A 23738-nucleotide genomic window follows, 5' to 3' on the forward strand; every position below is an offset into this window, starting at 1 on the left:
CCGGGCGGCGGTGCGGTGCGGCCCCCGTCCCGATGCGGCCGCCGGATCACCGGAGGAACCACAGCACCGGCGGAACGGTGTCGGGGCGCAGCCGCCGCAGCAGGGTCAGGCCGATCCCCGCGCGGCCCGCCATCACGCTCTCGGCCAGCACATGCCGGCTGCCCTCCCGGTCGAGGAGGCCGGGAAGCGTGTCGCGGGCGAAATCGTCCAGGCGCCTCTCGGCGCGGTCCTGCAACGCGGTGTCGCCGAGGACGCCGGCCGCGAAGGAGACGATCTGCAGGTTTCCGAGGTCGCCGTGGCACAGGGTGAGGTTGTGCCCGAACGAGGAGGACAGGACGGTGTCGAGCAGCAGCCGGATCTCGGAGCGGAACCCGTCCAGCAACGCCGGCGCGAACGTCGCGGCGAGGCACTTGGCCAGCAGCATGCCCGGCGCCCCGTGGCACCACCCGTGCGCCGCGTTCTCGCTGTCGTTGCCGATCGCCCACGTGCCCGTCGCCTCGTCGAACAGCGCCCGCTCCCGGTCGAGGAGGAACTCGACCAGGCCGGCGCAGGCCGGGTGGCCCACCTCGGCGTCATAGCGCAGAAGGTAGGGGTACACGCCCGACACGCCGTGGGCGAAGCCCGAGTAGTAGGTCGCCCCGGGGTCGGCCCGCAGGTGCTCGACGGCGCTGCGGGTCCGTTCGTAGAAGGCGGTCGCGGTCTCCAGGCAGTGGGCCTCGTACTCGGTGCCCCGCAGTCGCTCCGCCAGGGTCAGGGACGCGCCCAGCAGCCCGGCGGCACCGCCCAGGACGTCGAGCTCGGGCGTCTCCGGCAGCGCCTCGGGAAGACGCCGCCACAGCCCGTCGGCGAGGTGGCGCAGTTCGGGGTCCGCGGCGGTGTCGGCCAGGTTGTGCATCGCGTAGGCGATGCCGCCGGCCCCGGTGTACATGCCGGGCAGGAGGTTCTCGATATCGGAGATCCCGTGCTCGACGAGCCGTCGGGACAGGCGGGTGAAGTACCGCATCGCCGGTGCGGTCCACTCGTCGCGCTCCAGGACGCCGCCGGCCTGGCCCAGGAAGTAGGCGAGTCCGGGAGAACCGGAGTAGAAGTCCGTACCGAGCTCCTCGACCTTCCAGTACTGCAGCGCCGTCGGCGAGATGCGCGCGCCGATCCAGGTGGGCGGCAGCGGGGCGGTGCCGTCGATGCGCTGGGACACGATGCCGTCGGCGATGCGCCCGACGGTGTCCCGGGCCACGTCGCCCGCCGCCTGCCCGCCGCCGGCGGAGGGGCCGGCGAAGGCGAAGCCGGTGCGGTCGTTCGCGCGGCGGAGCTTGGACACGTAGGACAGCCGGATGATGGAGGAGTTGCGGTCGCGGTCGGCGTCCGAGCTGGAGGCGACGAGTTCGCGCGCCGTGTCGATCGGCGGCCGGGCGAGGTGCCGGCCGAGGCTTCGCCCTCGGGAGTCGAAGACGTCGGCGGAGCCGCTCCGCAGCTCGAAGTAGGGGACGTCGCCTTCCAGCAGGTCCTCGATCTCCGCGCGCAGGATCGGTGCGGGTACGTCCGGGCGCCCCACCCCCACGCGGTGGAAGAGCAGCCGTCCCGCGCCGTCGGCGCCCTGGAGCTTCGGGTGGGTGGCCATCCGCAGCAGTTGGGAGTAGAAGTGCGTGTTCTCGGCGACGAACCGGACGGAGACGTCGCCGAAGAGTTCGCCGATCCAGTGCGAGAACTCGGTCCGGTGGCCCGAGATCCAGTCGTAGGCGGTTTCGAACCCCGCGACGACCTCGTCGATCTCCTCTTCGGAGGTGTCCAGACGCGGGGCGGGCGCCGGGTCCCCGACGGGCAGGTTGCGAAACTCCAGGCGCATGTCGTCGCGCCCGTGGCCGACCACGACCAGGGACTTGAACGGCGACGTCTGTCCCCGGGTGTAGCCGAGGAGCCCGACGTCGATCACGCCGAGTTCGTCACTGGGATTCTCGATGACCGAGGGCAGCAGCCCGATCATCTTGACCGAGCGGCTCAGCGCCTCGGAGGCGCGCTTGTCGGCGCCGCCGCCGTCGTCGGCGGAGGGGTTGATCGCCAGGAGGGTCTCGGCGTCGACCAGGCAGGGAACGGCTCCGCGGCAGACGATGTTCTGGTAATGGACGTCCATCGCGCGCAGGAAGTAGAGCAGGCAGACGAGTGATCCGGTGTTGCGGTAGAACCCGGCGGCGCTGCGGGTGTCCTGCGGCGGGTCGGATTCGGCGTACTCCTCCCAGCCGCAGTCCTCGCCCGCGACGACGTCCAGCGATCCGAAGGGGATTCCGGACGCGCGGCTCGTCCTGCGCGCCAGCTCGTGGTAGGCGCGCTCGACTTCCATCGGCCGGGGCTTGTAGACGATCCGGGTGCCGCCGGCGAAATCGAGGAAGGCCACGGCCCGTCCGCCTCGGTGGGTATCGCCCATTCCGGCCCGGATCCCGGTGATCTCGGGTGCCTCGCCGAGGCCGAACACCCGGCTCAGCTCCGGCATCTTCTGCTGTGTGTCGGCGAGGATCCGGCCGATGCCGCCGACGAACCGCCCGGCGGTCCTCCGCAGCGATTCGAAGAGTCCGGGGAAGCGCTGCGCCAGCGATTCGGTGTAGGCGGGCGACGCCGCGATCCGCTCGAAGTGCGCGTAGCGTTCCCGGCTGTCGGATCCCGACAGCAGTGACCGTTCGCGGTAATCGTGGAGGTCGGTGACCAGTGTGCGCAGGCACAGTCCCCGCACCTGTTCGTGCAGTTGCTGCGAAAGCGTTTCGACGAGTCCGTCGCAGTCGGAGCCGACCAGCGGCGAGGAGCGCACGGTGCGGTCGAGGTCGGCGAGTTCGCCGGCGAGCACGGCGGCTAGGAAGCCGGAGAACAGGCCGCCGTCCGGCCCCGCCGGCGCGGATCCGTCATCCGGTCCGGGAACCGGAGGCGAAGCGGGCCGCGCCTGCGCCGGCGATGCCAGCACCCGCTCCGCTTCGGATCCGGAGATGCGCCGGACGAGCGAATACACATCGTCCTCCGATGCGAGTTCCGGAAAGAATTCCATCCGGCGGTCGCCGACCCGAAGCAACGTGGTGTTCTCCTCATTCTACGGACGGGAGACCGCCGCCGCAGCGGGGCCTCCCGTCGTTTTCCCCAGCGGATTCGCCGGTCGGCGGAATGCGCTCTTAGTTGCCGCAGACCGTTCCGCCGTTGCACTCCCAGGAGATCGTGCAGACGGCGCCGATCGTATGGGTTCCGGGGACCGTCCACAGGCCGCCCGACTGGCCGCCCTCCTTCCCCGAAAGGTCCTGGTCGGTGAGCTCCTCGATCATGCTGCCGGCGGGGTCGAGAACGTGGGAGTCCACAGCTTCTCCTTCTGTCGATGGGGTGTGCACAAAGGTGCCGTCGAAGCACCGGAAGAAACAAAACACACAATCCCGTAAAGCACAACCGGTATCGGTGCAGTCCGTCCGAAAACGGCCAGCCCATCGGAAATACGGACTTACCTGGAGAAACGCACCGCGTATTCTGTGGCGGAAGTCGGCCACGTGAAACAGCCGGTCTTTCGGGGGTCGGGGACCGGCGCGCCCGGCCGGGCCCGGCACGGGACGCGTCCGCGGAGGCCGGGTCCGGCCTCCGCGTGAGACGGTGCCGGGCGGGTCGGCACCCCGCCCCGTCTCATGTGGCCGCGGGGCGCCCGGGCGGGCGCGCCGCGCCCGGGCAGTACCGGCGGCACCCGGAAGCGGCTGCATCGTTCCTGCTCACCGGAGGAGGCGGGCCGACCGCTCGGGGCGGGGGCCCGGCCCGCGGCGGGGTGCACCGAACCGGGCCCGCTGCGGCGCTGCGGATCCGTGGCCGGGACCGGCCAACGGCGGTACCCGCCGGACGGCGGGTACCGCGGTCAGGCCGACTCGCGCACGACCAGTTCGGTGGGCAGGACCACGCGGTCGCGTGTGCGCTCCTCGGGCGGAGTGAGGACCAGGCCGACCATGGCGGTGGCCTGGTCGACGACGGGGTGGCGGAGCGTGGTCAGCGGAGGGTCGGTGAAGTCGGCCGCTTCGATGTCGTCGAAGCCGATCACGGCTACGTCGTCGGGCACGCGCCGCCCCGCTTTGCGCAGGGTCTGCAGGGCGCCGACGGCCATCAGGTCGTTGGCCGCGAACACGGCGTCGAGGCCGGGGTCGTCTTCGAGCAGGTGGCGCATGGCCGCCGCGCCGGAGGCGCGGGTGAAGTCGCCCTCCGCCACGATCGACCGGCGGTCGGATGCGCGCAGCGCGTCGCGGTAGCCGGTGAGGCGGTCCTGGCCCGCGGTCATGTCCTGCGGACCGGCGATGGCGGCGATGCGGCGGCGGCCGGTGTCGAGCAGGTGGCGCACGGCCTGCTCCGCGCCGCCCACGTTGTCGTTGTCGACGTGGGCCAGGTCCACCGCGACGGCGGGGCGGCCGTAGGACACCACGGGCACCGGCATGCGCGCGAGAGCGCCCGGGAGCGGATCGGCTCCGTGCATGGACAGCAGCATGACCCCGTCCACGTGTCCCCCGGAGACGTAGCTCTCGGCCCGCGCCTGGGCCCGCTGCGAGCCGGCGAGCATCAGCACCGCCTGTTTGCCGGCCCGCTCCAGCTCGCTACTGGCGGTGCGGATGACCAGGGAGAAAAGCGGATCGTCGGAGAACACGCGGGTGGGCGCTTCGGAGACGACGAGGGCGATCGAGTCGGTCTGGCGCGTGACCAGGCTGCGCGCCGCCGAGTTGGGGACGTAGCCCAGTTCTTCGACGGCGCGCAGCACGGCGGCCCGGATCTCCGGGTCGACGGTGTTCTGCCCGTTGACCACACGGGACACGGTCGCGCGGGACACCCGCGCCCGAGCGGCCACCGCCTCCAAGGTGGGACGTCTGCTACCCAATGATCCTCCCTGCCGTCCGTGCCGCCGCTCTGCGGAGAGCGCTCTCACCGGTGCGGCTCCGCGCAGGCGGCGACGCCGGCGGGCGACCGCAGCGAGTCCCGCCGGTCCGTCCGCTCGCGAACGCGTGCGGCGGTCGCGCACGGAAGCGGTCGCGCCGACGCCGATGATCCGCTCGCTCGGCGGATTCTCCGCCACAGTCCATCATTCCAGTTCCGCGGGCCCGTCCGGAAGCAATGCGGCGGCGACCGGTGAACCGGCGGCCTTCGCGGTCTTGCCTGACGGTGCGGCGTGTGCCATGTTCGATGCGTGAGAGAGCGCTCTCTCACGCCGAGGCCGCCCCGCACGGATCCCCCGGCTCCTGCGGTGCGGTACGCACAGCCACTGACCGAGCGCATCCCCCACCTGCGAACCGTATGGAAAGAGGTCAGCATGGAGAGCCCCCAGCCCTCCAGGAACTCACGCCCGCGCAGACTCCTCGCCGCCCTCGCCGCCCTCGTCCTGCCCCTCACCCTGGTGAGCACGGCGAGCGCGCCCGCCCAGGCCGACACGCCACCGCCACCGGACGGCTGGAACCTGGTCTGGAGCGACGACTTCGACGGTCAGGCGGGCGCACTGCCCGACTCCGACAAGTGGATCGTCGACACCGGCACGTCCTACCCCGGCGGACCCGCCAACTGGGGCACCGGAGAGGTGCAGACCTACACGGACGACCCCGAGAACATCGGTCTCGACGGGCAAGGCAACCTGCGCATCACACCCCGGCGCGACGCGTCCGGGGAGTGGACCTCCGCGCGGATCGAGACCCGGCGGGCCGACTTCAAGCCCGCCGACGGCGAGACCCTGCGCATCGAAAGCCGGCTCCAGGTACCCGACATCACCGGCGAGGAGGCCCTGGGCTACTGGCCGGCGTTCTGGGCGCTGGGCGAGCCCTACCGCGGCGAATACTGGAACTGGCCCGGCGTGGGCGAGTTCGACATCATGGAGAACGTCAACGGGATCGACTCGGTCTGGGGTGTGCTGCACTGCGGGGTCGACCCCGGCGGCCCCTGCAACGAGACCGAAGGCCTCGGCGACAGCCGGACCTGCCCCGATTCGACCTGCCAGTCGGGCTTTCACACCTACAGCTTCGAGTGGGACCGCAGCGGCTCCTCCAGCCAGCTGCGCTGGTACGTCGACGGTCAGCAGTACCACAGCGTCGACGAGGGCCGGATCGGTTCGTCGGCGTGGAGCGACATGACCGACCACGCCGGTTACTTCCTCCTGCTCAACGTCGCCATGGGCGGCGCCTTCCCCGACGGAGTGCAGGGAAGCGCCACCCCCACCGACGCCACGCGTCCCGGCGAGCCCATGACCGTGGACTACGTCGGAGTGTGGGAGAGCGGATCCGGCTCCGGCGGCGGAGACGACGGCGGCGGCGACCCCGACCCGCCCGAAGGCGGGGTGGACGCCCGCTCCACCATCCAGGCCGAGGACTACCAGCAGCAGTCGGGCACGGCGCTGGAGACGACGTCGGACACGGGCGGCGGGCAGAACGTCGCCCAGATCGGCGACGGCGACCGGCTGCGCTTCGACGGCGTCGACTTCGGCGACACCGCCGCCGGCCATTTCGAGGCGCGCGTCGCCTCGGGCGCACCCGAGGGGGTGAGCGGCTTGGTCGAGGTCCGGTTGGACAGCCCCACGGCCGATCCGGTCGCCGACTTCGCGGTGGCCGACACCGGCGGATGGCAGAACTGGCAGACCGTTCCGATGAACATGAGCCCGGTGACCGGGACGCACACCGTCTACGTGACCTTCGCCAGCGGCCAGCCGGCCGACTTCGTGAACCTGAACTGGTTCACCTTCTCGACCGTCTGACGCCGCTTGGACTCCTGGCCCCGCTCGCCGGCGCACCGCCCCGAACCCGGGCGGTGCGCCGGCTCTTCCCGCCGCACGGCCGAGACCGTGCGGTCCGGGTCAGGCGGGCGCGTCCGAAGCCCAGAGGCGGCGGGCGCTGTCCAGGTGCGCCCGGTAGCGTGCGTAGCCCTCCGCGTAGCGGGCGCTGGTCGCGCGACGCGGCGATATCCGCTCGCCGTGGGCGAGCCACCGGGCCTCGTCGGGTGCCTCCCCCAGAGCGCGCCAGGCCGCGGCGGTGGCGCCGCGGACGCCGATCGCGTCGTCGGAAGGCAGAATCACCGGCCGCCCCAGTACGTCGGCGAAAACCTGCATCCACGCCCGCGACCGGCTTCCGCCGCCGCAGACGGCGAGGTCGCCGCTCAACCCGGCCGCCTCCAGGCAGTGCCGGGCCGCATACGCGATGCTCTCGCAGACCGCGCGGACGACGTCGGCACGCTCGGTGCCCAGATTGACGCCGGTGAGCTGGCCGCGAGCCCACGGGTCCACGAACGGAGCCCGCTCGCCCGACTCCGCCAGAAACGGCAGGGCCGACACGCCGCGGGCACCGGGCGGGCTCGCTTCGAGCAGCGTCTCCACATCGTCGATGCCCAGCCCGAGGAGGTCCAGCAGCCAGTCCAGGCCCGCCGTGCCGACCATGGCCGGCATCGCGCGCGAGAACCGGTCCGGCCGGTCGGTGCACAGCCACATGCCCGCGGGTTCGGCGTCCGGTTCCACGCTCACCCGGTCGGCGATCACCTGGCAGGCCAGGGTGGTGCCCACCGTGAGCAGCCCGTCGCCGACCTCGCTGAGGCCGCTGCCCAGCAGGCAGGCGGGCAGGTCGAACGGACCTCCGGTGACGGGGGTCTGCTCCGGCAGGTCCAGCAGCCCGGCGCCGCGCCCGTCCAGCGCGAACAGGCGATGGGGCTCGGCGGGTTCGGCCAGCAGTCCGCGCCGGTGGGCGACACCGCACTGCTCCAGCGCATCGGAGTTGTAGGTGCGGGTGCCGACGTCCAGGAAGGGCAGTGACGCGTCGGAGGCGTCCACGGTGATCTCGCCGGTCAGCTGCTGCACGATCGCGTCGACGCAGTAGCCGGCCACCGCGGAGCGCCCGAGCGTCTCGGGCTCCTCGCGGTCCAGGGCCGCCAGGAGCGGTCCGTGCGCGCCCGGGAACATCCCTTGTCCGGTCAGCCCGTGGACCCTGCCCATGGTGCCGTCGTCGTACCACTGCCGCACCAGCGGGCCGGCGCGCCCGTCCAGCCAGGAGACGGCGCGCCGGGTGGGGCGGCCGTCGGCGTCGCGCAGCCACAGCCCGTCGCCCTGGCCGGTCAGGGCGACGGCGGTGACCGGTTCCGACTGCGTGGCGGCGGCCTTGCGCACCACCGAGGAGACGGTCGCCAGCACTTCGTCCAGGTCCTGCTCGACACGCGCGCCGCCGGGGCGGTGCAGCGTGGTCGGTTCGTCGGCCTCGGCCACCGCCCGGCCGTCCCGGTCGAAGACGGCGGCTTTGGTCACCGTCGTACCCACGTCGACGCCGATGATCATGCGTGCACCTCCCGGACCTCGGGGTTGGCGAGGTGGCGGGGCGGTTCCCCGCGCAGGTAGCGCCCCGCCTCGCCGGCGACGATACGAGCGGCCCGCTCGGCGGTCTGGCGGGTGGCCCCGGCCAGGTGCGGTGTGGTGACCACGTTGTCCAGCCCGCGCAGCGGCCAGTCGGCGGGCGGCGGTTCGACGTCGTAGACGTCCAGTGCCAGCGCGCCCAGGCGGCCGCTGCGCAGCGCTTCGGGCAGCGGGGCGTGGTCGAGCAGGCCGCCGCGCGCCGTGTTCACCAGAACCGCTCCGCGCGGCATGAGGGCGATCCGGTCGCCGTCGATCATGGCGCGGGTCTCCTCGGTCAGCCGTGCGTGCAGGCTGACAACGGAGCACGCGGACAGCAACTCCTCCAGCCCGACCAGTCCAACGCCGTCCTCGGCAGCGGTGCTCTCGTCGGTGTAGGGGTCGCTGACCAGCACCTCGGCTTCGAAGGCACGCAGGATGCGGGCCACGATCCGCCCGATGGCACCGTAGCCCACCAGACCCACCGTGGTGCCCCGCAGCTCCACGCCCGCCTGATCGTAGGCGTAGAAATCGCCGCGCCAGCGGCCCTCGCGCAGTTCGGCGTCGGCCGCGGGCACCCGGCGCAGCGCGGCGAGGATCATCGCGATCGCGTACTCGGCGGCGGCGGTGGCGTTGCGGCCGGGGGCGTAGGTCACGGCGACACCGGCGCGGGTGGCGGCTTCCAGGTCGACGTTGACCGGCCCGCCCCGGCACACCGACACCAGGCCCAGGTCGGGGCAGGCGTCGATGACCCGCGAGGTCACCGGGGCCATCTGGGTCATGCAGACCTCGGCCCCGCGCAGGGCCTCGATCATCTGTTCCTCGGTCCCGCTCGCCTCCTCGACCCCGCCGACGGGGCCGAACGGCTCGACGGGCCAGGGCAGTTTCAGCCGGGCTTCCTGCGGCGCCGCCGGCGGGCCGTCGCCGATCTCCTCTTCCAAGGCGGCCACCAGCAGGTCCGGGCTCACGAAGTGGTCGCCCGCGGCCAGTACTCGCATGTCGGCTCCTTTTCACGTTCGGTCGGTCGGAGCCCCGTCGGGGGCCGGGATCGGCGGGGCCGGGATCGGCGGTCGGCCCGATGCGGCCGCCCGCCGCGGCTCAGGCCTGCTCGTAGTCGCTGATGCGGGCGACCTTGGCCGCACTCGCGGAGCCGGGGTCGAATACGTGGCCGATCCACTCGGTGGCGATCCGCTTCGCCAACTCCGGCCCGATCACCCGTGCTCCCATGGTGAGCACCTGGCAGTCGTTGGACATGACCGAGCGCTCGGCGGAGTAGGAGTCGTGGGCGACGGTAGCGCGCACCCCGGCGACCTTGTTCGCCGAGATGCACATGCCGATTCCGGTGCCGCACACCAGAACGGCGCGTTCGACTTCGCCCGCGGCCACCTCCTCGGCGGCCGCGATACCCAGCAGGGGGTAGGCCCGGTCGTCGGCGGCATCGGGGACGCCGAGGTCGCGGACCTCGGTGATGCGTCCGTCCGCGCGCAACAGGTCTCTCAGTTCGTCCTTCAGCGCCACCCCGGCGCTGTCGGCGGCGACGGCGATCTTCACAGCGTGTTCACCGGCTTTCGGGGTCGGATTCGGCGGTGGTGCTGCGGGCGCTGAGGACGTCGGCCGCGGCCGCGGCCATCAGCGCCAGCGAGGTGGCTCCGGGGTCGGCGTGGCCCCGGCCGCGTTCGCCCAGGCGGGCGGCGCGTCCGCGTTTGGCGGGCATGTCGGCGGTGGCGCGGGCGGCGCCGGTGGCCGCGTCGGCGGCCGCCGACCACGCGGCCGCAAGCGGCGCGCCGGCGGCCGCGTGCTCGACCAGGGTGTCGCGGAAGGGGGCGAGCGCGTCGAGCATGGTCTTCTCGCCGGGGGCGCCGCCGCCGAGCTCGCACACCGCGTCGAATGCGGCCTCGACCGACGGGGCGATCAGTTTCGCCGTGACCGGTACGGGCCCGGCCTCGGCCAGCCCGCCGCCGATCTCGGTGAGCAACAGTCCGTAGAGCGCCCCCGAGGCGCCGCCGGCCGCGTCGGCCAAGGCCGTTCCCGCCAGCAGCAGCGCCCGGCCCGACGCCTCGGCGTCGTCGCCGGGTCCGGCGGTCCGGGCCGCCGCGGCGGCCGCGTGCAGTCCGCGCACGATGCCCTGGCCGTGGTCGCCGTCTCCGGCGACCGCGTCGAGCCGGCCCAGTTCCTGCTCCTGGGACTCCACGGCGGCCAGCGCGGCCGCCAGCGCCTCGGCCGCGGCGCCGCCGGAGGCCGGTTGCGTCGCGGAGGTGTGCTCGGGGCCGACGGCGGTGCCGACGTCGGCGCCGGGTGCGGGGCGGCTCCGGGGGACGGCGGGCTCGGCGTCGGGCGCCATGGTGTAAGCCGGGCTCTGGCACGGTTGGCCGTAGAGGTCGGCCAGTTCGTCGTCGAGGATCATCAGCGACAGTGACAGTCCCGCCATGTCCAGGGATGTGACGAACTCGCCCACCTCGGGGCGGTGCGCGGCGATGCCCGCTTGGGCCAAGCGGCGGTGCACCCGGTCGTAGCAGATGAACAGGTCCTCGTAGGGGGTCTGGCCGAGTCCGTTGAGCAGCACCGCAGCGCGCGGGCCGCCGGCTCCGGACGGCTCGGGCAGCTCGGGCAGCAGGGTTTCGACGAGCACGTCGGCGAGTCCGGCCGGATCCTGTGCGGGGACCCGCCGCAGCCCGGCCTCGCCGTGGATGCCCAGTCCCAGCTCCATGGTCCCCGCCGGCACGGTGAACAGCGGCTCGTCTCGGCCGGGCAGGGTGCACCCGCTGAAGGCCGCGCCGAAGGTGCGGGTCATGGCGTTGGCGCGGGCCGCCACCCGGGCGACGCCGTCGAGGTCGTAGCCGCGCGCCGCGGCGGCCGCGGCGATCCGGAAGACGAAGAAGCCGCCGGCGACTCCGCGGCGCTGTGCGCTGTCCTGGGCGGAACCGCTGGCGACGTCGTCGGTCACCAGCACGGTGCGGGAGTCGACGCCCTCGGCGGCCAGCCGCCGGGCGGCCAGTCCGAAGTGCATCACGTCCCCGGAGTAGTTGCCGTAGCCGAAGAACACGCCGGCACCGCCGTCCACCGCGCTCGCGGTGCGGTAGACCTGTTCGGCGCTGGGGCTGGTGAACACGTCGCCCACGACGGCCGCGTCGGCGAGGCCGGGCCCCACCAGTCCCGCGAAGGCCGGGTAGTGGCCGCAGCCGCCGCCGATGACGACGCTGACGCGGCCCTGCTCGGGCGAGCGGGCGCTCATCACGCCGTAGGCGTCGGGAACGGGCGCGACGAGCCGGGAGTAGGAGCCGACCAGGCCCCGGATCCACGAGGATTTGAAAGCGGCGGGGTCCTCGACCGACGGCATCAGCTGCTCCCCTGGGCCTGAGTGCGGCCGAGCAGCCGCAGGAGGCGGTCGCGGACGTCGGCGAGGTCGCCGGCCTCTTCCGCGGCCATTTCGAGCGCGTCGGGGGCCGGGCGGTAGCCGGGGGCCGGGTTGGGCAGCGCGATCACGGTCATCGTGGCGGCGTAGGCGGCCCTGATGCCGTTGGAGGAGTCCTCGACCGCCGCGCAGTCGCTACTCGGATGCCCGATCCGCGAGGCCGCCTCCAGGTAGACGTCGGGGTGGGGCTTGCCGCGCTCGACCTCGGCGCTGGAGACGGTCGCGGAGAAGCTGTCGTCGAGGGCGTGGCCGCGCAGCACGGCGTCGATGAGCCGGCGCGGTGCGGAGGAGGCGAGCGCGATGTCGGCCTCGGCGCTGACGGCCTGCACGGTTTCGCGCGCTCCGGGCAGCAGGTCCACGCGCCCCTGTTCGAAAGCGCCGACCATGCCGTCGACGACGGAGCGTTCGGTGTCGGCCTCGCTCTCGGCGGCCCCTGCCATCCGGTTGAGGTAGTGCGACCATTCGCGGGAGCTCATGCCCTGCACGGTCGCGGTGTCCTCGGAGGACCACCGGGCGCCGTGGCGGGCGGCGTAGTCCGACCACATCTCTTCCCACAGGTGGTCGCTCTCGATCAGTACGCCGTCGAGGTCGAACACCACGGCGCTGAGTCTGCTGCTCATCGCGTCCTCTCATCCACCTTCATGACATCGATGGCGTTAATTTAACACGATCGACGTTATTCGACCATGCCTTCGTGTTACCTCTGCTGCCGGAAACGCTCCGATAGCGTCTGTCGAGCAGCACAGCGTCCAGCAGACGGCAGATCTTCGAGGACAGGGGTCCCATGAGCACCCGACGCGGCGATACCCGCCCCCAGGAAGCTCGCCAGCAGGCCATCGCCGAGTTCGTCGCCAAACAGGGCTCGGCCACGGCGGTCGAACTGGCCGAGCTCACCGGCGTCAGCGTGATGACCGTGCATCGCGACCTCGACGAGCTCGCGCGGCGCGGCCTGCTGCGCAAGTTCCGCGGCGGGGTCTCCGCCCAGCCCTCCACGGTCTTCGAGAGCGACGCCGAGTACCGCCTCAACGCGCGCATCGAGCAGAAGCGCGCCATCGCCGCCCGCGCCGCGGAGCTCATCGATCCGGGCGACTCGGTGATGCTCGACGACTCCACCACCGCGCTGCAGCTCGCGGCGCTTCTGGAGCCGCTCGCCCCGCTGACCGTGGTCACCAACTACCGCCGGACCATCGACGAAGTGTGCGCGATGAAGGACGTCCGGCTGATCGCGCTGGGCGGCGACTACTTCCGCACCCACGACTCCTTCAACGGCCTGCCCTGCACGGAGGCGATCGCCTCGGTCAACGTCGACACCGCCTTCATCAGCACCTCCGCCATGACCGCGGCGATGACCTACCACCAGGAGCAGGAGATCGTCGTGGTCAAGCGGGCCATGCTCGCTTCGGCCTCGACCAAAGTGCTGCTCATGGACTCCGACAAGATGCCGCGTACCGCGCTGCACCACTTGGCGCCGGTGGACTCCTTCCACCGCGTGATCGTCGACGACGGCGTCGAGGCCGCCCTGCTGGCCGAACTCCGGGACCGGGTGGAGGTCGAGGTCGCTTCGACGAAACACTAGATAACGTATTGCGTGTTAATTTCACGCAGGTTATGTTCTCTCTGTGGCGAAGGTGAGACCTGGATCACCTGCGGGCCGCGTTCGATGCGGATCACGGTGCCGTACGGGGGATTCAGGCCTTCGGCTTGGGTGCGGGCGCAGCTCCGCACGCCTGCGCACCGCCCGGCACCCGGCCCGCGGGGCGGGGCGCCGCCAATCCGCCCGCACCGGGAGCACCCGGGCGCCGGCCGAGTCCGGGCCTGCGGTTTCTCTCTGGCTCCGCGCCGCGGGCGGATCCCACCCCCTGCGAGGAGAGACCATGAACGAGCCGGCGACTTCACGCCAGCCGCAGCATCCGCCTGCCAGCCAGCCCGACCCCGAATCGAGACCGCTGCGCGGCATCGAGCGCATCGGCATCCCCAAGCCGCTCTTCTGGGGTTTCGTCGCCGTGCTGATCTACATGGTCGGCGACGGTGTCGAGATCAGCTACCTCACCGACTACCTGACCCAGCCCGACGGCGGCGGACTGGCCGGCGAGCAGGCGACCTTCGCCACCGTCACCGTCTACGGGGTCGCCGTGATGGTGGCGTCGTGGCTGTCGGGCACCCTTTCGGCGATCTGGGGCCCGCGCCGCGTCATCTGGCTGGGCGCCGCGTGGTGGGTCGTCTTCGAAGCGATCTTCCTGTTCGCCGCCATCCCGTCCCAGAACTTCGCGTTCATCGTGACCACCTACGGCATCCGCGGTTTCGCCTACCCGCTCTTCGCCTTCGCCTTCCTGGTATGGGCGCAGACCACCAGCCCCACACGCATGCGCGGCTCGGTCGCGGGCTGGTTCTGGTTCGCCTTCACCGGCGGCCTGCCCACACTCGGTGCGGGTGTGGCGGCGCTCGCCATCGGTCCGCTGGGCTTCACGCTCTACGACACGCTCATCCTGTCGCTGGTGCTGGTCGCCGCGGGCGGCCTCCTGGGCTCCTTCGCAGTGCGCGAACCCAGCGGCCTCAAGCCCATCGCCGACGCGTCGGTGGCCGAACCCCGGAGCTACCGCCGGCTGCTGGAAGGCGTGGACATCCTCTGGCGCGACCGCCGCACGCTGTTCGGCGGGCTGGTGCGCATCGTCAACACCGCACCGCAGTACGGGTTCTTCGCGATGTTCCCGTTCACCTTCGGAAGCGCCGGTGCCAACGAGGGCTTCCTCAGCGTCGCCCAGATCGCCACGCTCACCGCGACCGCCTACGGCGCCAACATCGCCGCCAACCTGTTCTTCGGCGTCTTCGGCGACTACTTCGGCTGGCGCCGCACGGTGACGGTGTTCGGCTGCCTGGGCTGCGCCGTCGCCACACCGCTGTGGTACTTCACCGCGATGGCCACGGAGAGTTTCGCCGTTGCCATCGCCCTGGGCTGCCTCTACGGCGTCCTGCTGGCCGGATTCGTCCCGCTCTCGGCTCTGATGCCGTCGATGGTGCAGCACAAGGACAAGGGCGCCTCCCTGGCGATCCTCAACTTCGGCGCGGGCGGCGCCGCCTTCGTCGGCCCGATGGTGGTCACCCTGGCCTACCCCCTCGTCGGCGGCGGCGGTGTCGCGGTCATCTTCAGCTGCCTGTACCTGGGCGTCGCCGTGCTCTCCACGCGGCTCAAGGACCCGAGCGACCCGGGCGAGAAGCGCCTGGCGGCCCGGGCCGAAACCGTCTGACCCGCCCCGGACGCCCCCGGCCCGCCCGCGAAACGCCGCGGGCGGGCCGCGCGCGTCTCCCCCGGAGACGGTTCGCGCCGGTACCGCTCGGCGGTCACGGCGCGCCTGGCCGAACCGGACGCCCACCGCGGCACGGCGCTCTCCGTGGCGGCCCGGACTCCGGTCAGCCGGTGCCGGTCTCCGGCGGCAGCAGGGGCCGGCCCGCCCAGTGCTGGAAGATCAGGTTGGTGCGGACCCGTGTCACCTCCTCGCGGGCGGTGAACGCGTCGAGGACGAGCCGCTGGAGCGAATGGGCGTCCTCGGTGGCGACGTGGACCATGAAGTCGTCGGCGCCGGTGAGGTGCCACAGGCCCCGTGTCTCCGGCTGTCCGAGGACGTGCTCGACGAACGGGTCGACGAGGGCGCTGCGGTGCGGCTGGACGCGGATGTAGAGGAAGGCCTGCAGCGGGCGCCCCAGCTTGGCCGGATCGACGTCGACTCCGTAGCCGGTGACGACCCCGCTCTCGCGGAGGCGGTTGACGCGGTCCAGGCACGTCGAGGGCGCGACGCCGACCGTGGCGGCGAGCTCCTTGTTGAGCAGCCGTGCGTTGTTCTGCAGAGCGGAGAGAATCCGGAGATCGACCGGATCCAGTTCGGCAGGTTCGTTCATACCCCGAAGTCTAAGCGAAATGGTTGCCACCAACTCGGATGGAGAACGAGAATAATCCTGTTCCCTCGCTCTCTGTTCGCTTCCGAGGATTGGCCAGGCGATGGTTGCCCACCTGCCCGTCTTCCTGACGACCGTGATCCTGATGCTGGTCGTTCCGGGTCCGGACTTCGTACTCGTCACCCGCAGCGCCGTCGCCAACGGAACCCGCGGCGCCCTGTACACCGTCGCGGGGATCTGCGGCGGCCTTGCGTTTCTGACCCTGGCGGCGGCCGGACTCGCTGCGGCGGTCGCGGCCGATCCCGTGCTGGCATCCGTGCTGCGCGTCGCGGGCGGCGTGTACCTGTTCCTGCTCGGGTCCGGTTTCGTCGTCGCGGCGTGGCGCAACCGCGCCGCTCCGCCCGCCGAGGCCGCCGCACCGCGCAAGGCCGGGTCGGCCTTCGTCCAGGGCTTCCTCAACAACGTGCTCAACCCGAAGGCGCTCGTCTTCTATCTGACGTTCATGCCGCAGTTCCTGGTCGCCGGCGAACCGGTCTTCGCCCAGACGGTGGTGATGGGGGCGGTGGTCGTGGCCTGCGCCGGCGCGTGGTGGACCCTCTACATCGCCGCGCTCGGGTCGCTGGGCCCGGTGCTGCGCCGACCGGGTGTGCGTTCGACCGTCGACGCCGGGGCCGGCGCCGCCCTGGCCGCGCTCGGTCTGGCGGCCGTCGCCGGTCTGCTGTGAAACCGCGGTCGCGGGGCCGGCCGCGGTCCGGTCCCGCGACCGGACCGCTGCGCGGCCCCGTCACTGCGCAGGCTCACACTCCGGTGAGCTCGTTGGACGCCTCGGGCAGCTCCGCCTCGCGTTCGACCTCGCCCGAGGCGGGGTCGACGGCGTAGATCCGCTTCGCGCCGGGGCCGGTCACATACGCCGTATCGCCCGTTTCTTCATGGGGACGGGGCGGCAGGAGCCGCCCTTTCGTACGGGGGCCGGGGGTGGGCGAGGCGCCTCAGCCGGTGAGCGCTCCGGCGACGGCGTCGGTGTTGGACCGCGCCATCCGCAGATAGGTCGGGGCTCCCCCGCCCTCCGCGGTGAGGGACTCCGAGTGCAGGGGCACCACCGCGACGTCGACCCCGGCCTCCTCGGCCATCACCCGTGCGAGGCGGTCCGGCTGTGCGGAGTCGGCGAAGACCGCCGGTATGCCGGCCGCGCGCACGGTGTCGGCCAGGGACGTCAGATCCGAGCTGCTCGGCGAGGCCAGCGTGGTGCCGCTGGGGATGACCGCGCCGACGACCTCGAAGCCGTAGCGCCGGGCGAGGTAGCCGAAGACGTGGTGGTCGGTGACGAGCTTGCGCCGGTCGGGCGGGATCTCGGCGAAGCGCTCCTCGGCGTACTCGTGCAGCCGGGCCACGCGTTCGCGGTAGTCCCCGGCGTTGGCGCGCACGGCCGCCGCGTCGGCCCCGTCGACCTCGCCGGCCACCGCGTCGGCGACGAGTCCGACGGCCCTACCGACGCGTACGGGGTCGGTCCAGAAGTGCGGGTCGGGCTCTCCGGCGGTGTCCCCGGCGGAGAAATCGACGGGGTCGACGCCTTCGGCGACCGCGAGGGCGGGGGCACCCGCCTCTTCTGCGGTCTCGACGTTGCGCAGCACGCCCTCCTCCAGGCCCAGCCCGTTGTAGACGACGAGCTCGGCGTCCTGGAGCCGGGCGGCCTGGCGCGCGGAGACGCTGAAGGAGTGCGGGTCGGTCTCGGGCCCCATCAGTACGGTGACGTCGGCCTGGTCGCCGACGACGTTGCGGACGACGTCGCCGAGGATGTCGGTGGTGACGACGATGCCGGAGCGCTCCGCTGCGAAGGCGCCGCACCCCGACAGCGCGGCCGGCGCCAGAAGGAGCAGCAGCGCAGGCAGCGCGGCCGCCGCGCGCCTGGAGCGACGGCGCCGGGGCCGGGGCGGGATCCGCTCCGCGAACGGGAGCCGCGCCCGCACGGCCGCCGCGCTCACCATCCCGTCTCCACCATCAGGTCGGGGCTGAATCCGAGCTCGAAGGTGCGAGCCAGGCGCGCCAGCAGCCCGCCCGCGGCGGCGTCGAGGGCCGCTCTGGTTCGTTTCGCGAACATCATCGTGTGAACTCGTGCTCCTGTTCCGGTTCGGTCCGGGGGGACCGTGCTTCGGGGAGTTCGGGGGGACCCGGGAGGTCGGGAACCGCCGCGGCGCCGGGGTACAGGTCGCGGACGCGGGCAGCGGCGGCGGACAGGCAGAACAGGGCCACTGCGGCCGCGGCGATGGTCGCGCCCGCCGCGGTGCCCAGATGCCAGGAGGCGAGCAGGCCGGAGAAGGTCGCGGCCGAACCGAGCGCCGCCGCGCCGAGCATGATCGCCGGGATGCGCCGCGCCCACAGCGCCATCGCCGCCGGAGGCGCGATGAGCAGGCCGAAGACGAGCAGGGTTCCGACGACGCGGAAGGACGCGACGATCGCGAGGGTGATCAGCCCCAGCATCGCGGTGTGGGCCAGGCGCGGGTGCAGCCCCAGGGTGCGGGCCTTGCGGGGGTCGAAGGCCAGAGCGACGAAGGCGCGGTGGCCCGGCAGCGCCACGAGCGCGGCCGCGGCCGCCGCGAGGGCGAGGAAGGCGAGGTCGCCGGAGCGCACCGCCAGGACGTCGCCGAACAGGAACCCGGTCAGATCGACCGCGAAGGACTGGGCGTAGGACACGATGATCACGCCGAGGGCGAGCATTCCGACGAAGAGCAGTCCGATTCCGGTGTCCTGGGACAGGCGGGACCAGCGGGTGACGGCGGCGACGCCCAGCGCCATGGCGACGGCGCTGGCGGCCGCGCCGAGGAACAGGCTGCCGCCCAGCAGCGAGGCCAGCGCCACGCCGGGCAGCATGCCGTGCGCCATGGCGTCGCCGAGGAACGCCATACCGCGCAGCACCACCCAGGTTCCGGCCAGTGCGCACGCGCAGGAGACCAGGATGCCCGCCCACAGGGCGCGGGCGACGAAGGCGGCGGCGAAGGGTTCGGTCAACCAGTCCATACGGATGACCGTACAATGAAAACGATTATCGTTGTCAATATGGGGGTCAAGCGATGCACACCACCCACGCCGCCGTGGAACTGCGGGGAGTCGCCGCCGCCTACGGCGCCGCGACCGTCCTGCACGAGGTCTGGGCCCGGATTCCGGCCCGGCGGGTGACGGCGCTGCTGGGAGCCAACGGTTCGGGCAAGTCGACACTGCTGGGCGTCGTCGCCGGAGTGCACGTCCCCGCAGCGGGCGCCGTCGAACGCTTCCACACCGCCCGGCCGGCTCTGGTCGTCCAGCACAGCGCCGTATCCGACGCCCTTCCCGTCACCGTGCGCGACACCGTGGCCATGGGACGCTGGGCCCGCCGGGGACCGTGGCGCCCGCTCGCCGCCCGCGACCGGGCGATCGTCGCGTCCTCCATGCGGCGCCTGGGCCTCACCGCGCTGGCCGGCCGCCCGCTGGGCGGCCTCTCCGGCGGCCAGCGCCAGCGCGCCCTGCTCGCCCAAGGGCTGGCTCAGCACTCCGACCTGCTACTGCTGGACGAGCCCGCCACCGGCCTGGACGCCGCGACGCAGCGGGAGATCCCCGGGATCCTCGAGGAACTGCGCGCGCAGGGGGCCACCGTCGTCCACGCGACACACGACCCCGAGGCCGCACGCCGGGCCGACTACCGCCTCCACCTGCACGGCGGCCGCCTCGTCGGCGGGGACGGCCCCGACCGCGCTCCCGCTCCGGATCCGGAGGCAGGCGCGGACGCCGGCCCGGAGCCGAGCGCGCCCCCGGACCGGCGTACCACCGCGCATCCGCCGGCGCGCTCGGCCGCCGCGCATCCCTGATCACGGAAAACGGCGTCGCACGAATCCGGGCGTGCCGACGGCCGTTAGCGCCGACAACTCAATTTCGGGCAATCGGGATATTGCATCGATCTAACCCTCTTCAGGCGCATAAATCCACAATCGCGACACGACAGGTTCTCCTGTGCGCCGAATTGTGGAACCCTTGCCGCCGACGGCGCACCGCCCCGAACCCGGCCCATACCCGGCGCGGCGCACGTTCCCGCCCCTCGCCGCATTCTCCGACCGCGAACGCGAAATCCGACACCACTAGGCCGCCGAGTTCCGCACACGGAATCGTGCCGTCCTCCCCTGGGAAAACGACCATGATCAGGTTACTCCGGCGCCGGCGCGACGCAGCGCCCGCGCCTCCCGCCCCGGCACAGGCCGATTCCGCCGGGGCGCCCGCCACGTCCCCGCTCTCCGCTGCGGCGCCGGCCGCGCAGGCCCCGCCCGCACCGGCGGCGGGGGCGGGCGACGACCCGACCGCCCCCCTCACCGGACTCATGGACCGGTTCGCCCTGCAAGTGCTGGTATTGGCCGAACAGCAGCGCAGCGAGATCGACCGGCTGGAGCACGACGAAGACGACCCCGAGCGCCTCCGACGGCTCTACGAGGTGGACCACGCCCTGACCATGATCCGGCGCACCGCCCGCGATCTGCGGGTACTGGTCGACCGCGACGAGAACGAGACCGGCGGCGACGCCGCATCGCTGCTGGACGTCGTCCGCATCGGGGCCTCCTCCATCGAGTCCTACGCGCGCGTGCGCATCGCCGCCGTCGCCGAGTTGGCGGTGCCCTCCTACGCGGCCGACGACATCGCTTCGATGATCGCGGCGCTGCTCGACAACGCCACCCGCTATTCGCCGGGCACGGTCGACGTCGGCGTGCACCCCACCGAGACCGGCGGCGTGGTCGTGCGCATCGCCGACTCCGGGATCGGCCTCGGCGAGCAGCGTGTACGCACCCTCAACGCGACCATGAGCGGCGCCGTCCCGCCATTGGACCGGAACGCGGCCCGCCACACCGGCTTCCCGGTCGTGCACCGGCTCGCGCACCGCCATGGCGCCTCGGTCACCTTCAGCAGCCGCCCCCCGACCGACTCCTCCCGACCGTCGGGCACCACGGCGGTGGTGTCGCTGCCCGCCCACCTCGTATGCGACCCGCCGGCGCCCGCCCCGGCCGTCGGCGAACTCGCCGGCGACGGGCGGCCGCAGTCCGATCCCTCTCCTCCCCCACCCGCCGACGCCGCGGCCCGACCGGCCCACCTGACCCTGGCACCCGGCCCCGTCGGTCCCGAGAACGCCCCGCCGCCCGACCCCGCGCCGCCCGAGCGGCCGACCGCCGGCGGGCTGCCGCGCCGCGAACGCAAGAGCCTGCGCGACGGCGGCGACCGCAGCGGCGCGCTGCGCCCCCTGACCGGAGACGGCGCCGCCGGCGGCCACGGCGGCGCGTCGTTCGCCGACGACCTCAGCGCCTTCTCGGCCGGCGCGTCTGCCACCGGCCGCGACACAGCACCACCCGCAGGCGGACACACCGACGACGAGGAGGAGGGGCGATGAACGGCGGCACCGCCCAGCCGCGCGAACCCCAGGAGTTCGGCTGGCTGCTCGACGACTTCACCGCGCAGACCCCCGGGGTCTCCCACGCGCTGATCGTCTCCTCCGACGGCCTGCCGCTGATCACCTCCGGCGACATACCCGCCGACACCGCCGACCCCATGGCGGCCATGATCAGCGGCCTGATCAGCCTCGGTACCAACATCGCCCACCAGGTGGGCGAGCCCGGGTGCGACCAGGTGATGCTGAAGTTCCCGTCCGGGCACTTCCTGTTCATGGGTATCGGCAACCTCGCGGGACTGGCCGTCCTCGCCCGCGACGGCGCGAACCTCGGCGTGGTCGCCCATCGCATGACCCAGCTCGTCGAAAGCGTCGGCCACGTCCTGACCCCGCAGCTGCGCGACGACCTTCGCGGACTGTCCATGAGCCGGGGCGTGTCGTGAATCCGGCCGCAACCACTGCGAGAGAGCCACTATGACGGTCAATCCATGGGTGCGCCCCTATGTTCTGACCGGCGGACGCACCCGAACGCGGCACCGCCTGTTCGTCCACACCCTCATCGCGGTGCCCGACTACGATCCCGGCTACTCCCACCGGCTTCCCCCCGAGGGGCGCGCCCTCTACGAGCGCGCGCGCTCGGCCGTGCAGTCGGTCGCCGAGCTGTCGGCGCACTGCGGGGTGTCACTGGGGGTCACGCGGGTGCTCATCGGCGACATGGCCGCCCGCGAACGGCTGGTCGTCAACCCCGACGCCTACCCCTCCCCCTACGACCCCCGGTTGCTGAAGAGAGTCATCGATGGGCTTTACGAACTCGCCTGAGCGAACGCCGCATCCGGCCTCGGCCAAGATCGTCGTCGCCGGCGGATTCGGCACCGGGAAGACCACCCTGGTCGGTGCCGTGTCGGAGATCCCGCCGGTCAACACCGAGGCGTGGCTGACCCAGGCTTCACGCACCGTCGACCCGGAGGCGGGCGGCGACGGGAAGACGACGACCACCGTCGCTATGGACTTCGGCCGCATCACCATGTCCGCAGACCTCGTGCTGTACCTCTTCGGCACCCCCGGGCAGGCGCGCTTCTGGCCGATGTGGGACGACCTGTGCCGCGGTGCCAGCGCGGCCGTCGTCCTCGTCGACACCCGCCGGCTGGACGTGTCCTTCGCCGCGGTCAACTACTTCGAGAACGACTCCGACGTCCCTTTCATCGTGGCCGTGAACCTCTTCGACGGCGAGCAGAGCCACGCGGCGGCCGACGTGCGCGACGCGCTCCGGCTGTCGGCCGACGTGCCGATGGTGTCCTGCGATGCGCGGGACCGGCGGTCGGTCGTCCAGACGCTCACGTCCTCGCTGACCCACACGATGCGCAGCACCGCACCGGGCGAGGAAGAACCGGTCGGAAGCCGGCACGCCGTCCGTTGAGCCACACCGGCCCTATCCAGTCGTACCGAGGGAACCAGGAGAAGCGGCAATGCGCAGAATCCTCATCGTCGGCGCCGGGCAGTCCGGGCTCCAGCTCGCGCTCAGCCTGCAGAGCGCGGGGTACGAGGTCACCGTCATGTCGGCGCGCACCCCCGAGGAGATCCGCGGCGGGCGGATCATGTCGACCCAGTGCATGTTCCATCCGGCCCTGGAGGTCGAGCGCCGGCACGGCCTCAACCAGTGGGAGGACCGGGCCCCGCGGATCGTCGCCCAGCGCGCGACCGTCTCGGACCCGCCCGGCGACATCGCGTTCGGCTTCGTCGGCCGCTGGGACTCCTACGCCCAGTCGGTCGACCAGCGGGTGAAGACCGCCGGATGGCTGGAGCTGTTCGAGGAGCGCGGCGGCGAGGTCGTCTACCACGGCGCCGTCACCTCCGAGCTCGAAGGCCTGACGGCGCTCTACGACCTGACCGTCGTCGCGGCGGGCAAGGGCGATCTGGTCGACGTGTTCGAACGCGACGCCTCCCGCTCCCCCTATGACACGCTCCAGCGCAAGCTCTCCTGCATCTACGTGCGCGGGATGACCCCGCGGCCCGACTACCCCGAGCACCACGTGCGCATGGCCGCGTTCCCCGGGATCGGCGAACTGTTCTTCATGCCGGGGCTGACCACCACGGGCCACGCCGACATCCTGCTGTGGGAAGCGGTCCCGGGAGGGCCTTTCGACTGCTGGGACGACCGCCCCGGCCCGGAGGCGCACCTGGAGCGCACCCTCGACCTGATGCGGCGCTACGTGCCCTGGGAGTACGAACGCGCGACGGACGCCCGGCCCACCGACGAGCGCAGCACCCTCGTCGGCGGCTACGCACCGGTGGTGCGCCACCCGGTTGGGCGGCTGTCGGCCGCCTCGCACGTGCTGGGCATGGCCGACGTGGTCGTCGCCAACGACCCGGTCACCGGCCAGGGGGCCAACAACGCCGCGCACTGCGCCGACATCTACCACCGGGCCATCCTGGAGCGCGGCGACCGGCCCTTCGACCCGCAGTGGATGCAGGAGACCTTCGACGCCTACTGGTCCTACGCCCGCCACGTCACCGACTTCACCAACATGATGCTGGGCCCGCTGCCGGACCACGTGCAGCGGGTCCTCGCGGCCGCGGCGGACAACGACGCGGTCGCCTACCGTTTCGCCAAGGGCTACACCGACCCCACCACCTTCCGGGACTGGTTCATGGACGCCGGGAGCGCCGACGCCTACCTCGCCTCGGTGGACGGCGGCTCCGCCCCCTGA

At 72.5% G+C, this 23738-nt stretch carries 22 protein-coding genes; 10 read left to right on the forward strand and 12 right to left on the reverse strand.

Annotated features, from left to right (window positions below):
* Positions 1-46: 46 nt before the first annotated feature.
* The 3 genes from HNR25_RS01685 to HNR25_RS01695 form a co-directional block, all read right to left on the reverse strand.
* Positions 47-3028, reverse strand: a complete 2982-nt coding sequence (locus HNR25_RS01685) for a type 2 lanthipeptide synthetase LanM family protein (protein WP_184632840.1) — start codon at positions 3026-3028, stop codon at positions 47-49.
* Between the two features lie 121 nt (positions 3029-3149).
* Positions 3150-3329: a plantaricin C family lantibiotic gene (locus tag HNR25_RS26720; protein ID WP_184632841.1), complete on the reverse strand. Its 180-nt coding sequence runs from the start codon at positions 3327-3329 to the stop codon at positions 3150-3152.
* A gap of 536 nt (positions 3330-3865) precedes the next feature.
* Complete coding sequence (locus HNR25_RS01695; protein WP_184632843.1) at positions 3866-4867, reverse strand: LacI family DNA-binding transcriptional regulator; 1002 nt, start codon at positions 4865-4867, stop codon at positions 3866-3868.
* A gap of 429 nt (positions 4868-5296) precedes the next feature.
* Between HNR25_RS01695 and HNR25_RS01700 the strand changes: the two genes are divergently transcribed.
* Complete coding sequence (locus HNR25_RS01700; protein WP_184632845.1) at positions 5297-6721, forward strand: glycoside hydrolase family 16 protein; 1425 nt, start codon at positions 5297-5299, stop codon at positions 6719-6721.
* 99 nt (positions 6722-6820) lie between these two features.
* On the opposite strand, the gene HNR25_RS01705 is transcribed toward HNR25_RS01700, so the two are convergent.
* The 5 genes from HNR25_RS01705 to HNR25_RS01725 all read right to left on the reverse strand — a co-directional run bounded on the left by HNR25_RS01705 (position 6821) and on the right by HNR25_RS01725 (position 12364).
* Positions 6821-8281: an FGGY-family carbohydrate kinase gene (locus HNR25_RS01705; protein WP_184632847.1), complete on the reverse strand. Its 1461-nt coding sequence runs from the start codon at positions 8279-8281 to the stop codon at positions 6821-6823.
* Positions 8278-9330, reverse strand: a complete 1053-nt coding sequence (locus HNR25_RS01710) for a 2-hydroxyacid dehydrogenase (RefSeq protein WP_184632848.1) — start codon at positions 9328-9330, stop codon at positions 8278-8280. Before HNR25_RS01710 ends, HNR25_RS01705 begins: the two co-directional genes overlap by 4 nt.
* A 100-nt stretch (positions 9331-9430) precedes the next feature.
* Entirely contained in the window at positions 9431-9883 is a 453-nt protein-coding gene (locus tag HNR25_RS01715; RefSeq protein WP_184632850.1) for an RpiB/LacA/LacB family sugar-phosphate isomerase, read from the reverse strand.
* Between the two features lie 7 nt (positions 9884-9890).
* Complete coding sequence (locus tag HNR25_RS01720; protein ID WP_184632852.1) at positions 9891-11669, reverse strand: dihydroxyacetone kinase family protein; 1779 nt, start codon at positions 11667-11669, stop codon at positions 9891-9893.
* A complete protein-coding gene (locus HNR25_RS01725) occupies positions 11669-12364 on the reverse strand; it encodes an HAD family hydrolase (protein WP_184632854.1) in 696 nt (231 codons plus the stop codon). The genes HNR25_RS01720 and HNR25_RS01725 overlap by 1 nt, the downstream gene beginning before the upstream one ends.
* A 164-nt stretch (positions 12365-12528) precedes the next feature.
* Here HNR25_RS01725 and HNR25_RS01730 point away from each other — a divergent pair, with 164 nt between their 5' ends.
* Both HNR25_RS01730 and HNR25_RS01735 read left to right on the forward strand, forming a co-directional pair.
* Entirely contained in the window at positions 12529-13320 is a 792-nt protein-coding gene (locus HNR25_RS01730; protein WP_184632856.1) for a DeoR/GlpR family DNA-binding transcription regulator, read from the forward strand.
* A gap of 298 nt (positions 13321-13618) precedes the next feature.
* On the forward strand, positions 13619-14989 hold the full coding sequence (locus HNR25_RS01735) for an MFS transporter (RefSeq protein WP_184632858.1): 1371 nt from the start codon (positions 13619-13621) through the stop codon (positions 14987-14989).
* A gap of 163 nt (positions 14990-15152) precedes the next feature.
* Here the strand turns inward: HNR25_RS01735 and HNR25_RS01740 are convergent, their stop codons facing one another.
* Positions 15153-15638 carry an Lrp/AsnC family transcriptional regulator gene (locus tag HNR25_RS01740; RefSeq protein WP_184632860.1) on the reverse strand — a complete coding sequence of 162 codons (486 nt, stop codon included), beginning with the start codon at positions 15636-15638 and terminating at the stop codon, positions 15153-15155.
* 100 nt (positions 15639-15738) lie between these two features.
* Between HNR25_RS01740 and HNR25_RS01745 the strand changes: the two genes are divergently transcribed.
* Positions 15739-16359, forward strand: coding sequence for a LysE family translocator (locus tag HNR25_RS01745; protein WP_246463498.1), 621 nt, complete (start codon positions 15739-15741; stop codon positions 16357-16359).
* 265 nt (positions 16360-16624) lie between these two features.
* Here the strand turns inward: HNR25_RS01745 and aztC are convergent, their stop codons facing one another.
* From aztC to aztB, 3 genes are read right to left on the reverse strand one after another with little or no spacing between them, the layout of a single operon-like run.
* Entirely contained in the window at positions 16625-17620 is a 996-nt protein-coding gene (aztC, locus tag HNR25_RS01750) for a zinc ABC transporter substrate-binding protein AztC (protein ID WP_184632862.1), read from the reverse strand.
* Complete coding sequence (locus HNR25_RS26365) at positions 17614-17736, reverse strand: hypothetical protein (RefSeq protein ID WP_281387408.1); 123 nt, start codon at positions 17734-17736, stop codon at positions 17614-17616. The genes aztC and HNR25_RS26365 overlap by 7 nt, the downstream gene beginning before the upstream one ends.
* On the reverse strand, positions 17733-18650 hold the full coding sequence (aztB, locus tag HNR25_RS01755) for a zinc ABC transporter permease AztB (RefSeq protein WP_184632864.1): 918 nt from the start codon (positions 18648-18650) through the stop codon (positions 17733-17735). Before aztB ends, HNR25_RS26365 begins: the two co-directional genes overlap by 4 nt.
* A gap of 53 nt (positions 18651-18703) precedes the next feature.
* On the opposite strand from aztB, the gene aztA reads away from it, so the two are divergent.
* From aztA to HNR25_RS01785, 6 genes are all read left to right on the forward strand, one after another.
* On the forward strand, positions 18704-19474 hold the full coding sequence (aztA, locus tag HNR25_RS01760; protein WP_184632867.1) for a zinc ABC transporter ATP-binding protein AztA: 771 nt from the start codon (positions 18704-18706) through the stop codon (positions 19472-19474).
* A gap of 323 nt (positions 19475-19797) precedes the next feature.
* On the forward strand, positions 19798-21033 hold the full coding sequence (locus HNR25_RS01765; RefSeq protein WP_184632868.1) for a sensor histidine kinase: 1236 nt from the start codon (positions 19798-19800) through the stop codon (positions 21031-21033).
* A complete protein-coding gene (locus HNR25_RS01770; RefSeq protein ID WP_184632870.1) occupies positions 21030-21473 on the forward strand; it encodes a roadblock/LC7 domain-containing protein in 444 nt (147 codons plus the stop codon). The genes HNR25_RS01765 and HNR25_RS01770 overlap by 4 nt, the downstream gene beginning before the upstream one ends.
* A 31-nt stretch (positions 21474-21504) precedes the next feature.
* The gene (locus HNR25_RS01775; RefSeq protein WP_184632872.1) at positions 21505-21849 is read left to right on the forward strand and encodes a DUF742 domain-containing protein; all 345 of its coding nucleotides are present in this window, start codon (positions 21505-21507) and stop codon (positions 21847-21849) included.
* Positions 21827-22447, forward strand: coding sequence for a GTP-binding protein (locus tag HNR25_RS01780; RefSeq protein ID WP_184632874.1), 621 nt, complete (start codon positions 21827-21829; stop codon positions 22445-22447). The genes HNR25_RS01775 and HNR25_RS01780 overlap by 23 nt, the downstream gene beginning before the upstream one ends.
* 49 nt (positions 22448-22496) lie before the next feature.
* A complete protein-coding gene (locus tag HNR25_RS01785; RefSeq protein WP_184632876.1) occupies positions 22497-23738 on the forward strand; it encodes a styrene monooxygenase/indole monooxygenase family protein in 1242 nt (413 codons plus the stop codon).

The sequence above is a fragment of the Streptomonospora salina genome (genome assembly GCF_014204715.1).
Taxonomy (GTDB): Bacteria; Actinomycetota; Actinomycetes; order Streptosporangiales; family Streptosporangiaceae; genus Streptomonospora; species Streptomonospora salina.